The organism is Humibacter ginsenosidimutans, assembly GCF_007859675.1.
In the GTDB taxonomy this organism is placed as follows: Bacteria; Actinomycetota; Actinomycetes; order Actinomycetales; family Microbacteriaceae; genus Humibacter; species Humibacter ginsenosidimutans.
This window is the reverse complement of the sequence record NZ_CP042305.1, coordinates 2,748,790-2,762,232: the sequence shown is the minus strand read 5'-3', so window position 1 is coordinate 2,762,232 and position 13,443 is coordinate 2,748,790. Positions and strand designations below refer to the sequence as shown.

At 66.3% G+C, this 13,443-nt stretch carries 17 protein-coding genes; 12 read left to right on the top strand and 5 right to left on the bottom strand.

From position 1 onward, the window contains the following. Positions 1-216 precede the first annotated feature (216 nt). Positions 217-1,698 carry an arylsulfatase gene (locus tag FPZ11_RS12740; RefSeq protein WP_210415868.1) on the top strand — a complete coding sequence of 494 codons (1,482 nt, stop codon included), beginning with the start codon at positions 217-219 and terminating at the stop codon, positions 1,696-1,698. Positions 1,699-1,755: 57 nt separating this feature from the next. Here the strand turns inward: FPZ11_RS12740 and FPZ11_RS12735 are convergent, their stop codons facing one another. After that, positions 1,756-2,706: an HAD family hydrolase gene (locus FPZ11_RS12735; RefSeq protein WP_246846248.1), complete on the bottom strand. Its 951-nt coding sequence runs from the start codon at positions 2,704-2,706 to the stop codon at positions 1,756-1,758. Positions 2,707-2,895: 189 nt separating this feature from the next. Continuing rightward, positions 2,896-3,246 (bottom strand): MerR family transcriptional regulator, encoded by a 351-nt coding sequence (locus tag FPZ11_RS12730; RefSeq protein ID WP_146321466.1) that lies wholly within the window; start codon positions 3,244-3,246, stop codon positions 2,896-2,898. Between the two features lie 90 nt (positions 3,247-3,336). Here FPZ11_RS12730 and FPZ11_RS12725 point away from each other — a divergent pair, with 90 nt between their 5' ends. From FPZ11_RS12725 to FPZ11_RS19905, 5 genes are all read left to right on the top strand, one after another. Further along, a complete protein-coding gene (locus FPZ11_RS12725) occupies positions 3,337-4,122 on the top strand; it encodes an amidohydrolase family protein (protein ID WP_168203824.1) in 786 nt (261 codons plus the stop codon). Continuing rightward, positions 4,119-4,241 carry a hypothetical protein gene (locus FPZ11_RS20105; RefSeq protein WP_302849647.1) on the top strand — a complete coding sequence of 41 codons (123 nt, stop codon included), beginning with the start codon at positions 4,119-4,121 and terminating at the stop codon, positions 4,239-4,241. Before FPZ11_RS12725 ends, FPZ11_RS20105 begins: the two co-directional genes overlap by 4 nt. A 32-nt stretch (positions 4,242-4,273) precedes the next feature. Then, entirely contained in the window at positions 4,274-4,690 is a 417-nt protein-coding gene (locus FPZ11_RS12720; RefSeq protein ID WP_146321462.1) for a hypothetical protein, read from the top strand. Beyond that, complete coding sequence (locus FPZ11_RS12715) at positions 4,690-4,923, top strand: helix-turn-helix transcriptional regulator (RefSeq protein ID WP_146321460.1); 234 nt, start codon at positions 4,690-4,692, stop codon at positions 4,921-4,923. The genes FPZ11_RS12720 and FPZ11_RS12715 overlap by 1 nt, the downstream gene beginning before the upstream one ends. 233 nt (positions 4,924-5,156) lie before the next feature. Next, positions 5,157-6,509 (top strand): GNAT family N-acetyltransferase, encoded by a 1,353-nt coding sequence (locus FPZ11_RS19905; protein WP_146321458.1) that lies wholly within the window; start codon positions 5,157-5,159, stop codon positions 6,507-6,509. Positions 6,510-6,582: 73 nt separating this feature from the next. On the opposite strand, the gene FPZ11_RS12705 is transcribed toward FPZ11_RS19905, so the two are convergent. Beyond that, a complete protein-coding gene (locus FPZ11_RS12705; protein ID WP_146321456.1) occupies positions 6,583-6,933 on the bottom strand; it encodes a metallopeptidase family protein in 351 nt (116 codons plus the stop codon). Positions 6,934-7,061: 128 nt separating this feature from the next. Then, positions 7,062-7,916, bottom strand: coding sequence for an SDR family oxidoreductase (locus tag FPZ11_RS12700; protein WP_146321454.1), 855 nt, complete (start codon positions 7,914-7,916; stop codon positions 7,062-7,064). A gap of 99 nt (positions 7,917-8,015) precedes the next feature. Between FPZ11_RS12700 and FPZ11_RS12695 the strand changes: the two genes are divergently transcribed. The 4 genes from FPZ11_RS12695 (at position 8,016) to FPZ11_RS12680 (ending at position 11,014) form a co-directional block, all read left to right on the top strand. Further along, a complete protein-coding gene (locus FPZ11_RS12695) occupies positions 8,016-9,002 on the top strand; it encodes a helix-turn-helix transcriptional regulator (RefSeq protein WP_168203823.1) in 987 nt (328 codons plus the stop codon). Positions 9,003-9,180: 178 nt separating this feature from the next. Continuing rightward, entirely contained in the window at positions 9,181-9,693 is a 513-nt protein-coding gene (locus tag FPZ11_RS12690) for a hypothetical protein (RefSeq protein ID WP_146321451.1), read from the top strand. A gap of 57 nt (positions 9,694-9,750) precedes the next feature. Beyond that, positions 9,751-10,236 carry a hypothetical protein gene (locus FPZ11_RS12685; RefSeq protein WP_146321448.1) on the top strand — a complete coding sequence of 162 codons (486 nt, stop codon included), beginning with the start codon at positions 9,751-9,753 and terminating at the stop codon, positions 10,234-10,236. A 148-nt stretch (positions 10,237-10,384) separates the two neighbouring features. Next, entirely contained in the window at positions 10,385-11,014 is a 630-nt protein-coding gene (locus FPZ11_RS12680) for a hypothetical protein (RefSeq protein WP_146321446.1), read from the top strand. A gap of 14 nt (positions 11,015-11,028) precedes the next feature. On the opposite strand, the gene FPZ11_RS12675 is transcribed toward FPZ11_RS12680, so the two are convergent. Further along, positions 11,029-11,895, bottom strand: a complete 867-nt coding sequence (locus FPZ11_RS12675) for a sigma-70 family RNA polymerase sigma factor (RefSeq protein WP_146321444.1) — start codon at positions 11,893-11,895, stop codon at positions 11,029-11,031. Between the two features lie 77 nt (positions 11,896-11,972). Here FPZ11_RS12675 and FPZ11_RS12670 point away from each other — a divergent pair, with 77 nt between their 5' ends. Next, a complete protein-coding gene (locus FPZ11_RS12670; RefSeq protein ID WP_146321442.1) occupies positions 11,973-12,794 on the top strand; it encodes an SDR family oxidoreductase in 822 nt (273 codons plus the stop codon). Positions 12,795-12,862: 68 nt separating this feature from the next. After that, positions 12,863-13,414: a GNAT family N-acetyltransferase gene (locus FPZ11_RS12665; RefSeq protein WP_146321440.1), complete on the top strand. Its 552-nt coding sequence runs from the start codon at positions 12,863-12,865 to the stop codon at positions 13,412-13,414. Positions 13,415-13,443: the final 29 nt, after the last annotated feature.

Below are 13,443 nucleotides of genomic sequence, written 5' to 3'. Positions count from 1 at the left end.
GAGGCGAAGGCATGTCCCGCTCGGTTCACCGCGGGCCCGCCAGGACACCGCGTCTGCGACCCGCAGCGTGCGAGCGGTGAACTCACCGTGCGTGATGTAACAGATCCGTGCCAGTCGGCGGGAAAAGGTGTCTAGCCCTGTGCGGATGATGAGTTCGTCCCTGCTCTCACCGCGGGTGGTGCACGCATGTAGCGTCCGTGGAAAGGGGGTTTCAACGTGACTGATAAGCCGAACATCATCCTGTTCATGTCGGACGACGTGGGATGGGGTGATCTGGGGGTCTACGGCGGCGGTGAGAATCGTGGTGCGCCGACCCCGAACCTGGACCGCTTGGCGGCCGAGGGTCTGCAGTTCATGTCGTTCTACGGTCAGCCGAGCTGCACGCCCGGCCGTGCTGCCGCTTTGACGGGACGGATGCCGATTCGCAGCGGCATGACGACCGTCGCCTTCCCGGGTGACGGTGGTGGCCTGCCGGCGGGCGAGTGGACGCTGGCCAGCGTGCTGAAGAAGGCGAACTACGACACCTGTCAGATCGGCAAGTGGCACCTCGGGGAATCCGATTATGCGATGCCGATCGCGCACGGGTTCGATGAGATGTATAACACGACGCTGTATCACCTGAACGCCTACACCTATACGGACAAGGCGTTCAATCCCGACTTCCCGTTCGACGACGAAGCCACGATGAAGATGTGGGGCAACGTCATCGGCGCGCTGGACGGCAAGGTCGGTGAAGGAACGCACGAGACGCAGAAGCTCGATTCTTCATCCATCCCGTTCATCGATGAGAAGTCGACCGACATCGCGCTGGACTACATCGAGTCGCATTCCAATGGTGAGAATCCATTCTTCCTCTACCTGAACACCGCGAAGGTGCACCAGCCGAACCTTCCGCACCCGGACTTCGAGGGTGCATCGTTGGCGAAGTCGAAGTACACGGACTCGCTGGTGGAGTTGGATCACCGCGTCGGACAGGTGATGGACAAGATCCGCGAACTCGGGATCGGGGAGAACACGCTCGTGGTCTGGACCACGGACAACGGGGCATGGCAAGACGTCTATCCCGACTGCGGTTACACCCCCTATCGCGGCACCAAGGGCACCGACTACGAGGGCGGGAGCCGGGTGCCGGCGATCGCGTGGTGGCCGGGCACCATTCAGCCGGGTCGGCGAACCTCCGACATCGTCGGGTCGCTGGACTTCATGGCCACTTTCGCGAGCATTGCCGGCGTGGAGCTGCCGACCGAGGACCGTGAGGGGCAGCCGACGATCTTCGACAGCTACGACCAAACCCAGCTGCTCAAGGGCGAAGGGCCGTCGACCCGCGATCACTGGCTCTACATGACTGAGACCGAACTGCTGCCCGGGGCGGTGCGTATCGGAAAGTGGAAGGCGATCTGGAACATCCGTGACGGGTGGCGCGGAGCATCCGCTTACACGGCGATAGTGCCGGAGCTGTTCGATCTCTGGCAGGACCCGCAGGAGCGATACGACATCTTCATGACCAGCTTCGCGGAGAAGACGTGGCAGACGCCCCAGATGGCTGCCCGCCTGCTCAGTGTGCTGCCCAGCTACAAGAAGTACCCGAACCGTCCGCTGCAGTCCTCCGGCATCAGCTACGCCATGTTCGATGTGGAAGACGCCCAGGTGCAAGGCCAAGTCCAAAAGATGGTGCACGGCCTCACCGGATCGAACTGATCCGCAGTCGTTCAGGTGGTGGGTGGTCCGCTCTCGTGCGGGCCGTCCATCACTGCGTCAGGCGTCGCGCGTCGACGCGGGCGCGGTCGGGAAGACCTGCTCCCAGTCGTCCTTGACACTGATCACGGTGTACCCGCGGTCCGCCGCCGCCGCGAGTGCCTGTTCCGCACCTTTGTCGTAGGGGGTGTCGCCGCGATCGGTGTCGTCGTCGTGATGCACCAGCAACGCCAATCCGCGCCCGTTGTCAGCCGTGAAGTCGAGCATGGGCATGTCGCCGTTCGAATTGCCGACCGCGAACAACGGGCGTCGCCCGATCCTGGTCCAGATTCGCGGCGGCTTCTCCGGCCCGTCGTCGAAGAATGACAGCGCAGCCCCATACCGCACCTGCCGAGTGTCTTCGTCGTACGTCAGTCCATACGCCGAACCCACCACACGTTCGGGCGGCAGACCGTAGTACTCCTCGGTCATCGGGCGCATGAAGTCCCGCTCACCGGCCGAGACCACATAACAGGTGAACCCGTTGGCCTCCAAGAACCGCAGCAGCTCCACCATCGGCTGATACACCGTCCGCGAATACGGCACCCCCAACGTCAGGTGCCGCGCGTCGCGGTAGAACGAGGCAACCGACTCCGCGTAGTCGTGAACGCTGACGCCCTGCGTCACCTCGACGATCGCGCCGATCAAGACCTTCAGGTCGGCATCATCACCGGCATAGTGCTTGTCGACGGCGGCACCGACCCACGACAGATCGCCGCTCGCCACAGCGGTGTACGGCTGACGAGCCGCCAACGAGGCGTCCTCGGCGAGCCGCTTCCGCCACTGCTCCACCACGTAGTGCAACTGCGTCGGCATCGGCTTCTCTGACCACAATGTTCCATCGTTGTCGAAGACCGCCACTCGTTCGGCGACCGGCACCGCATCAGTTCCCGCCGTCACCGATGCCACGAAATCCTCGATCGCCGATCGCGTTGCGGTGTCCCGCCAACTTGGTAATTCCGTCATCGCCATCCCCCTTGTTGCCGACATCCTGCCCTACAACACGCAACGTCACGACACAGGTAGCGAGGACCTCACCCTTCGCGTGCGTGCGAAGACCTCCGTTCCCCGCCACAGCAGCCGGAGCGTCGCAATCGGACACCCGATGGCTCCTCCTCTGTGAAACCTGGCGGCCAGCACCTACAAGAGACGACCGCGCCGTTATCGGGCGTCGACGAGTTCCAGGCCGCTGACGATGCGCTCACGCATGGTCAGCAGATCTGCGATCTGTTGGTCGACAACACCGAGACGTTGCACCAAGGTCGCACGGGCAGCAGGGCATGTCGGCATCGTCACGGCGGCGCCGAGACACGAAACGAGCTCGCGAATCTGCGAGACGGTCAGGCCCAACAGCAACAGGGCGCGAATGGCTTGAACACGGCCCACCTGGTACTCGTCGAAGTCCCGGTATCCGTTGCCGTCTCGAGTGGTTGAGACGAGGCCGGCGTTCGCGTAATGCCGCACCATGCGCGCAGACACGCCGCTGCGTTCTGCCAACTCACCGATCAGCATGTTCGCTCGCGCTCCTCAGGGGTTGACCTTGACACCAATGTCAAGCCGTACCGTTGCGCTCGCTATTCCAACTTGCCCGAGGAGAGACTCGTGACCATCGACATCCATGCGCACGTCACCGATGACCTGGACGCCCGCTTGACCGCGGACAGTGATGCCGGTATCGACCTGACCGTCTTGCTCTCAACCCGCGTGCATCCGGAACGCGCCAGCAGTGTGGAACAGGTTCAAGCCGAGTTCCGCAGCCTGCAGAACGTTGTCGCCGGCGAGGCCGTCGACCCGAGCGAGTTCGCCGCACCCGCGATGGAACTCCGCGCGGCGCTCGACGCGCATCCTGGACGCGTGGTCGGCATGGCAGCAGCCCCGCTGACGCTGGAAAGGCGCACCCTGGTCGAGTTCGTCGACGATCAACTGCAACATCCGTCGATGGTCGGCATCGGAGAACTGACATGCGCGCCGGACGCCGGTCAGACGATCGAGCCCGTCGTGCAGCTCGCCGACGACCACGGTGGACTACCGGTGCTCGTTCACGGATTCGCGCCCAATACCGAAGGCGACCTCCGCTCGTACGCTGCGATCGCCAGTCGCCATCCCCGCGTTCCCATCATCATCGGTGCCTTCGGCGGCCTGAATTCGATGCTCGCGATTGAATTGGCAACCGACGTGAGCAACCTGTACATCGACATATCGAGCGCACTGCAGATCTTCGTTCTCCGAGCCGCAGCGGGCCGGATTCCGTCCAAGCTCCTCTTCGGCTCGAACACGCCGTACGGTCTGCCGGCGGCCTCCTTGAAAACGGTTCAGGCCGCCATCACGGATCGCGGCGCATTGACGGCGGTTCTGCACGACAACGCAGCAGGCCTCATGCGCCGGTGACCACATCCATCTCTTGGCGCACTGCAACACCGCTCGACGCCCAGATCGGCGAATTCGCCATGTGCGTGATCGACGCGCGGCAGACTCGAGATGAAGCGTGGAATGACAAGGAAACTTGACTGAGCGGTCGGCCGTCTCATACGATGCCCTCATGACAAGGGACCTTGACTCCGTGAAGGAATCGCCGACTGAGCTGCGTCGTCGACGTGCGTTCCGCGTACGCCTTTGGATCGCCACTGGTTGCTATCTGATCGCGAGCTTCGTGCTCTACCAGTGGGGGCACACCGACAGCCCGTGGCGCGTCGTGTGGGCCCTTCTGCCAGTGCTCTTCATGGCCTGGGTCGTCATCCTCATCGTGCTCAGGGTGCGCCAGCTGGACGAGTACCAGCTCAAGCTCTTCTTTCCCGGTCTGGCTGTTGGATTCACCGTCTCCATGTTCGCCGCCGTCACGATCGGCACCCTCAGTGCTGCCGGGTTCACCGTGCCGAACGCCGGGTGGCCGGTGGCCCTGATCGGCATCGTGTCGTGGGAAGTCACCAACCTCCTGGTCAAGGCTCCTGTCGCCTGATGGAGAACGAGATGCGCTCCGAGCGCGACGAGCGGGGATGGACTCAGGCTGTTCTGGCAGAGAGGCTCGGTGTCTCGCGGCAAACCGTGGTCGCCCTGGAGACCGGCAAGTATGATCCCTCGCTTCCGCTGGCGTTCCGCATTGCTGAAGTCTTCGGTAAGCCCATCGAGGAGCTCTTCTTTCCGAACACGGGACTCAAGAGCGGCGACCAACCTCGAAGGAGCCGGGTCTGAGCAAAGCGCGTTGGTCCGGTCACAGCGCCACGCCGCGCCGATGTGTAAGGACAGAACCTAAGGGAGTCGTCCCATTCCGGGACATCCGTCCACGAACTGTCCCACCTGCCCGTTGAGCACCTGTCTCAAGGGCGGAATCTGCCGACGGGCTTGGTCTGCCTCCGGCACCGTGCAACACTGTCGTTCGTGATCCTCTAGCCGTTCATCCACGCCTCGCCGCCTCCGCGTGCGAGTTGATCGATCCGGCATGCAAGGAGCACACACTGTCTACGTCAGACCACGCTTTCAATCCGCCACTCGTCGACTACGTCGCCGACTCGCTCTACCAGTTGCCCGGGATAGAGGCAGTTGCACTCGGCGGGTCGCGCGCGCAGGGAACACATCACGCAGAGAGCGACTGGGACATCGCTGTCTACTATCGGGACGACTTCGATCCGCAATCCATTCGGAATCTCGGGTGGCCGGGCCGGATCAGCGAGCTCGGTGCCTGGAGCCCGATCTTCAACGGCGGCGGGAAGCTGACAGTGGACGGGCAGACGATCGATGTCCACTACCGCGACCTTCACCTGATCGACCGGATCCACGAGGATGCGTGCCGTGGCGAGTACAGCGTCGAGCGCTTGCTCTTCCATCAGGCCGGACTCCCGAGCTATATCCTCTTGGCCGAACTCGGGATCAACGTCACCTTGCGAGGATCGCTTCCGCACTGGGAGTACCCCCAGATGCTGCGCCGCAGAGCCCCGGGCGTCTGGAGGGAATGGGCCGACCTCACGCTCGACTACGCCCAGGAAGGACATGCGAGGCACGGGCGCACCGCCCAGTGCGCGGGTCTGCTCAGCGAAGGCGCGTGCTATGCCGCTCACGCGATCCTCGCCCACCGCGGCGAGTGGGTCACGAACGAAAAGCAACTGCTGACAAAGGCGGGACTCCGGTGGGTCGACGAGGTGGTCGCCGGACTCGGCCGTGATCCTCAAGGCCTTATGCGTGCGACCGTTGACATGCGCGAACGGCTTGCCGATCTGATGGTTGCCGAAGGCATCCCGGCCGGCCGTCGTAACAGTGACAGCGAAGAATCCGTTGGCGAAGGATCTCGCGTGCAAGTGGTGCGAAACGTTCGAGCCGCCGGAGTGATCGACTGCCACCGCGATGGCCAAGTCCCCGACGATGTCACCAGGCTGCTTGCCACGGTCCCCGAGTGGTTCGGCATCCCGGAGGCCAACGCCGAGTACGTCGCCGCTGCCGCGACCATGGAGACCTGGACGGTGCGGGACGACACAGGCCGAGTCGTCGGCGTCACCCTGGTGGACCGCCACTTTCCACATGTCGCCGAGATCCACTTGACGGTCGTCGATCGATCGCGGCATGGGACCGGCATCGGAACAGCGATGCTACGCGCGGTCGAAAGTGATGCTCGCGCCACCGGTGTCCGTCTACTCGAGGTGAAGACGCTGGGCGCCTCGCATTCCGACGCGGGCTATGCCCGCACGCGGCACTTCTATCGGAAGTTCGGCTTCCTGCCTCTTGAAGAAACCGACCTCTGGGGCGATGCCAGCCCCTGTCTGATCATGGTGAAGCCCCTCGACTAGTACCTCAGAGGACCCCCTTGCACAGCATGGCAAGGGGCGGGCCTGAACCGATCCCCCCGGGGACAGGTTCGCGTCAGGCCCATCCGAGCTCGCGCAGGCGCGCGTCGTCCAGCCCGAAGTAGTGTCCGATCTCGTGCACGAGGGTGATCCGCACCCGCGCCCGCAGGGCGTCGAGGTCCGCGCTGTGCTCCTCCATGTTGTTCTTGAACAGGGTGATCCGGTCGGGGAGCTCTCCGTAGCCATACACGCCGCGCGTCTTCAGCGGTCTTCCGCTGTAGAGCCCGAAGAGTCGCGGTCTCTCGCTCGCAGGCTGGTTCGCGATGAGGATTGCGACATTCTCGAGACCTCGCACCATGTCATCAGGCAGGGCGTCGTATTCCTCGCCGACCATCGCCTGGAAGTCCGCATCGGAGATCTCGACCATGCCACCTATTGTGTGCCGCCGGGACACCGGCCATTGTCATGCGACCAGCACTCGGCCCGCAGTCCGGCACGCCAGGCTCCCAGCTCGCAGAGGCCGTTCGGGCGCGTTCTCGACGCTCGCGTTCGGCATCAGGATGCCGCGACAGGGGCGAAGTCGGCGCGGTGGTCGTGCGCCCATTGTTCGAGAGTGCGTCCGGGGCGCCCTGTGACAGCGGTGACCGGGCGCGGGAGATCAGGCTCGGTGACGGTGTCGCTCCAGTAGTCGAGGATCATCGTGATGATGGACTCCGGAACGTATTGGGCCATGTCGGCGCGGAACTCTTCTGGGGCGATCTCGATGACGTGAAGCTCGCGGCCGATGCCGGCGCCGATGGCATCCACCTGCTCGGTGCGCGTGAGCGCCTGTGGTCCGGTGAGCGGGATGGCCTGGCCGACCCAGTCGGTGCTGAGCAGCGTCGCCGCCGCTGCTTCGGCGACGTCCGCCTCGTGGATGGGCGCCTGGGCAGAAGCCAGGTAGGGAGCGCGGATCGGCCAGTCGTTCTTGATCGGCCACGCCCAGGAGAGCAGATTGTTCGCGAAGGTGCCTGGTCGAAGAATCGTCCATTCGTCGGTGCACGAGGTCACGGCGCTCTCGATCGCGGCATGATGCAGTTGGCTTGCCGAGCCCTCGTCGCGCGGGAACTCCTTCGCGGCGGCCAGTGACGACAAGACGGTGAAGCGGTCGATGCCCGCGCCGCTCGCCGCCTCGACGAAGCGGTCCACGCCATCGGCGGGAAAGACGAACGCTCTGTCGATGCCGGCGAACACCGCGTCGCCGAGCGTGCCAGGGTCACCGAGATCGGCTGCGACCACCTCGACCTCGGGTGGCAGGGCCGCCTTCTCGGGAGCGCGGGTCACGGCGCGCACCCGCGAGCCGTGTTCGAGCAGCGTCGATACGAGGTGACGGCCGACGGCGCCGGTGGCACCAGTGACGAGGATGGTCATGTCTGTTCTCCTGAAGACGGGCCGCAAAGGCCGGGTGTCTTCCAGCATCCGTGCCATTTAGGTCAGTTTCGGTCCTTTGAGCTGAGGACAATGGGAGACATGAGCGAGACATCCGCGACCTCGCGCGTGTTGCGCCTGCTGGAGCTGCTTCAGGCGCGTCGATACTGGGCAGGCGACGAGCTGGCCGGCCGCCTCGGGGTGACCGGGCGCACGTTGAGGCGCGATGTGGAGAGGCTGCGCGCCCTGGGCTACCGGGTCGATGCGCGACGAGGACGCGACGGCGGCTATGGGCTCTCGACGGGCAGCGAACTGCCGCCCCTCATGTTCACCCCGCAGGAGGCGGCCGCTCTGGCGGCGGCGCTGTCCTCCGCAGCGGCCAACGGAGCGGCCGGCGGCAGCGAATTGGCGCTCACTGCGCTCGCGAAGGTCGAGCAGGTGATGCCGCCCGCTCTTCGGCGCCGGGTGCGAGTCATGCGGTCAGTGGTCTCCGTCGGGGCGGTTCCCATCACGCCATCCGTCGATGTGGAGCTGCTCGCGGTGCTCGCACTGGCCTGCCGCGACCACGAGCGTCTGCGCATTCGGTACGCGAGCGCCGGTCGGGACTCGGACGGCGAACACGTGCGTCGGGTCGAGCCGGTGGGCCTCGTTCCGAGGGGCGCGTTCTGGTACCTGCTGTGCTGGGATGCGGACCGGGAGGACTGGCGCACGCTACGGGTCGATCGCATCTCGGGTGCGCAACCGACGGGCATCCGCACGTCGGCCCGCACGGTTCCTGGCGGGGATGCCGCTGCCTACGTCGCCGACCGTCTCGCCACGGTGCAGCCGGAGGTGACGGCGACCATCCGCATCCACGCACCGATCGATGAAGTGACGACAGCACTCGGGGGCTACGCGAGCGGATTCACCGAGGCCGAGGCGCCGAGTGGAGAGCCGGCGACCGAGTGGCGCATCTCGGACGTGAGAGTCGAGGTGCTCGCCTCCGCGCTCGTCTGGCTGACCTGGCCCTTCGACGTCGTCGACTCGCCTGAACTCAGCGGTCTTCTGCGCGACCGTGCCGCGCGCTTCGCCGCGGCCGTGCGGGAGTAGCCTGGCGCGCGTGATCAGCAGGGGCGACCAGAAGAGTCGTGTTCGTCGGGCTGCGCCGTGGCGAGGTGTGGCCACCGTGCCGGCCGCGGTTGCCGTCTGTGTCGCTTTGGCGGGATGCGTCGGCTCTCAGGCTCACGGCGCGGATGTCCCGGTTCCGCCCGCGCCGACCCAGATCGGTATGGTCCCACCGAGCCCGAGTGCGGTTGCGGGCCCGACCGTTCCCTCGCCGCGCCCCGGCGTGACGGCGGATGCGGCATCCGAGGCGAAGGCGGCGGCCTGGTTGGCCGGCGCGCGGGTGCCGCCTGGGGCGACGCTGGTGAAGTCGCCGCCGCCAGGGACTGCGATCGATGATCAGGAGCAGGGCTGGTGGTGCGAACCGATGGCCGAACGCGAGGCGTATTGGACGGTCTCGGGCATGACCATGGTCGAGGTGGCGAACTGGTTGCGCGCGCATCCCAGCAACGGACTGACGGTCGTCGACCCTCCGCCGCTGGAGACGCCGAGTCCGGATGCCACGAACGACTATGTGCACGATTTCCCCTCCCCGACCGCATTCGAGGGGATGACCTTCAACCTCGCCACCTGGGGCAACGACTCCGCGGTCATCCACCTTCAGCTCGCGGTTCTGTCCACCAACTCGGCGTGTGCGACCGCCGGACCCGGGCAGCAGTTGATGACTGCGGGAGGATGATCTGAGCGATAGGCCAGACTCGGTCGATGCTTGTCGCCGCAGAGGTATCTTTGCCGGGTGTCAGCGATCAAGCCCTCGACGGATGATGACGGTCGCGGTGAGCAGGAATCCGGTTGGCGTCATCGCTTTGCGGGCAAGAGCGGACTGCTGCGGATCGTCGTGCCAGTCGTCGCCGTGTGCATCGGCATCGTCGCGCTGATCGGGAGCCAACAGACGCCCGCGTACACGATCTCCGACACCAGCCTGACGATCGCTGCGGCGTCGGGCGAGACCATCCCCTTCACGGACATCACGAACGTGGCGCTGAAGAACGCCATGCCACCGAATCTGGTCAAGGTCGTCGGCGACAGAGTGGGCACCCAGCTTCGAGGCGACTTCGACTCGAACGGCACGGCGATGACCATCTACGTGAACACCGCCGTGCCTCCGTTCGTGTATCTCGACACCAAGAACGGCCCCGTCATCTTCAACGATCAGTCCGCGGCCAAGACCCGCTCCCTCTACGACGAGATTCGACACAAGGTCGCAGCTGCATCGAACTGAGATCATGTTGCCGTCAGACGGAGAGGGAGCTGCTCTGGACCGCTTGGTGGCGGCGAACGCCTCCAGATGCAAGATCATTGCCCAGATCGCCCGGTGGACCTCCGAGGACTAGCTCTGCGGCCGTGACGAAATGTAGAGTCTCGGATCGATGAGACAACGACGTGCGCGGTACGCGGGGTTAGCCGCGGTGGTGTCTGTGCTGGCGATCGGACCGATGCTGACGGCGTGCACAAGCTCACCGACGAGCGCCGATGCGGCGCCGGTGGCAGCGGCATCCACACCGTCTGCGACGCGGCAGGCACCCCCCAGCTTTCCGATCGACCCGGCCACGAAGCCCGTCGACGTGGCCTCGCAGCACAAGGCGGACTCCTGGTTGGCCGGCGCGGCTGTGCCGCCGGACGCGGTGAGATCGAAGACCAGGCCGGCCGGTGTCGCAGACGATACGGGCACGGAGATGTGGTGCACGCCGATGGCGGATGCCGTCGGGTACTGGACGCTGCCGAACACGTCGGCAGGCGACGCGATCGCCTGGCTCAGGGCGCACGCGAGCCAGGGCATGAGGGTGACCGGCGTGATTCAGGACACGCAGGAGAGCAACGCCGAGGTGCCGGGCGGAACCGTCGTGGACGAGCCCGCACCGGAATCCATCGAAGCGCTGATCTTCACGGTCACGTCGATCGGGTTCGGGTCGGGAATCCGTGCGGATGCGTTCGCCGAGGCCCGCAGTTCCGTGTGCGCCACGCCGGCGCCGGGCACCATGCTCGGCATCGGCGGCTAGAACGGGTCCGGCACTCACCGCATCGTGTTCAGGTCCAGCGAGGCGAGGCGCTTCGGGTCGGCGAGCACGTCGAGGCCGACGATCCGGCCGTCATCGATGTCGAAGGCCATGATCGACACGACTCGACCGTTCAGGACGGCGGCGACGCCGGGTCGGCCATCGATGAAGACGCGGCTCGAGTGGGCGGCAAGCCTGGCCGAGAGCACAGCCTGTTCCGCGATGGACTGAGCCCCGGCCACGACCTGGGTGCTGGAGCCGTAGTCGGCATGGAGCACTGCGCCGTCGTCGAGCAGCTCCAGGAGAGCGCCGATGTTGCCATCCTGGGCGGCGGCCAGCCACGCCTCCACCAGGCGTCTGCCCTGCTCGCGGCTGGGCCGGGCCGGTTCGTCCGCACCGCGCACTCGCCGTCGGCCCCGGGATGCCAGTTGGCGCGCCGCTTCAGGCGACCGATCGAGCACGACCGCGATCTCCTCGAAGGACTGCCCGAAGACGTCGTGCAGCACGAACGCGATGCGTTCCGCGGGGCCGAGTCGCTCCAGCAGCACAAGGAGGGCGACGCTTACCTGGTCGCTCTCCGCGGTGAGTTCGGCCGGATCGGCGGCGACGGCGACGGGCTCGTCTCGCCACGCCTCGACCTGCCACGAGCGTTCACGCGCGCGGCGCGGCGCCTTCAGCATGTCGAGACTCACGCGCGACACGACGGTGGTGAGCCAGGCATCCAGGTTCTCGATGTCGTCGACCGAGGTGCGCTCCAGGCGCAGCCACGTCTCCTGGACGGCATCCTCCGCGTCCGCGGCTGAGCCGAGCAGTCGCGTGGCGATGGCGCGAAGCCGCGGACGCTCGGTCTCGAACCGCCTGGCGAGAATTCTCTTCTCCGTCATGTCACATCTCCTCGATGTCGATCGTCAGGGTGTCGACGAGGGAGCGTCCTCGTTTGTGACACGAAGGGACGAAGACCATGAATGCAACAGTGCTCGTGACGGGCGGAACCGGAACCATCGGCAGCCGCGTCGTGCCGATGCTACGGGAGGCGGGACGCGATGTGCGGATTCTCTCGCGGCATCCTCGGGCGGACGAGCCCGGGATTCACCATGTGGCCGGCGACACCGTGGTGGGCAGCGGACTCGCCGAGGCGTTCGACGGCGTGGATGCCGTGCTGCACCTCGCGGGCGGCGCCAAGGGTGACGACGTTGCGGCCCGCAATGTGGCGACAGCGGCGAGGCAGGCAGGCACGAAGCACCTCATTCTCATCTCCGTGATCGGCGCCGATCGGATGCCCATCGGCTACTTCCGCGCGAAGGCCGAAGCGGAGCGGGCGCTCGCCGAGTCGGGCGTGCCGTGGAGCGTTCTGCGCGTCGCCCAGCTGCACGAGTTCGTGTACCCGTTCGTGCGCGGCATGGCGAAGCTCCCGCTCCTGCCTGCTCCGGGCGGGTTGCGCTTCGAGCCGGTCAACGTGGACGAGGTCGCCGCACGACTCGTCGAGCTCGCCCTCGGAGACCCCGCCGGGCGCGTCGCGGACCTCGCAGGGCCCGACGTGCTCGACATCCGGCAGCTGGCCGACGTCTACGCCGAGACGACGGGTCGCCGTCGTCACGCGGGACTGCCGATCAGGATCCCAGGAGTCGTCGGCCGCGCCTACCGCGACGGGGACAACCTCGCAGGCGACTCCGCCCAGCGCGGGCAGCGGACCTGGTGCGAGTTCCTCGATGCGCGCGTGCACGAGGGCAGCGGCGGTGCGGAGGCCGGGCGTGCGGGGCACGGTTCCGCGAAGGTCGCGTAGGGATCACCGGCGCGCGCGGAGGCCGGATCGGCCGTCGGGTCGAGTTCCGATCGCTACGCGTAGTGTCGATGCTCGTGCCAGGTGTTGAGACCGCGCGCCTCGCGCTCGACCGCCCAGAGCCCGACGATGCCGGGGAGCTGTTCGAGATCGGCAGCGATCCACGGGTCTGGGGCCACTTCCCGAGCGGTCGACACACGGACATCGCGCAGACGAAAGCGCTGATCGCGCGATGGCAGCGGAGCTGGGATGAAGCGCGGCTGGGACCGTGGGTGATCCGCCTTCGCGACTCCTCACGCGTCATCGGCTACGGGGGCTGCACTCTGCTCGACGGCGGCGTGTGGAACCTCGGCTACCGTCTGGCCGCGGATGAGCACGGCCACGGCTACGCGACCGAAGTCGCGCGGGAGGCCGTCGATCGGGCGACCCGCATGCATCCCGACGCTCCCGTGGTCGCGTCTCTGCTCGAGCACAACAGAGCTTCGGCGCGGGTCGCGTCCAAGCTCGGGTTCGCGCTCGTGTACCGCGGTCCCGACGCCGGCAACCCGGATGCCGCGGCCATCCGGCTCGTCTACGCGAACCGAGCGCTCACGGAGGACGAACTTCGCGTGGTGCTGCACTGACGCGGAGTCGCGTGCGCACCAGGTGACGC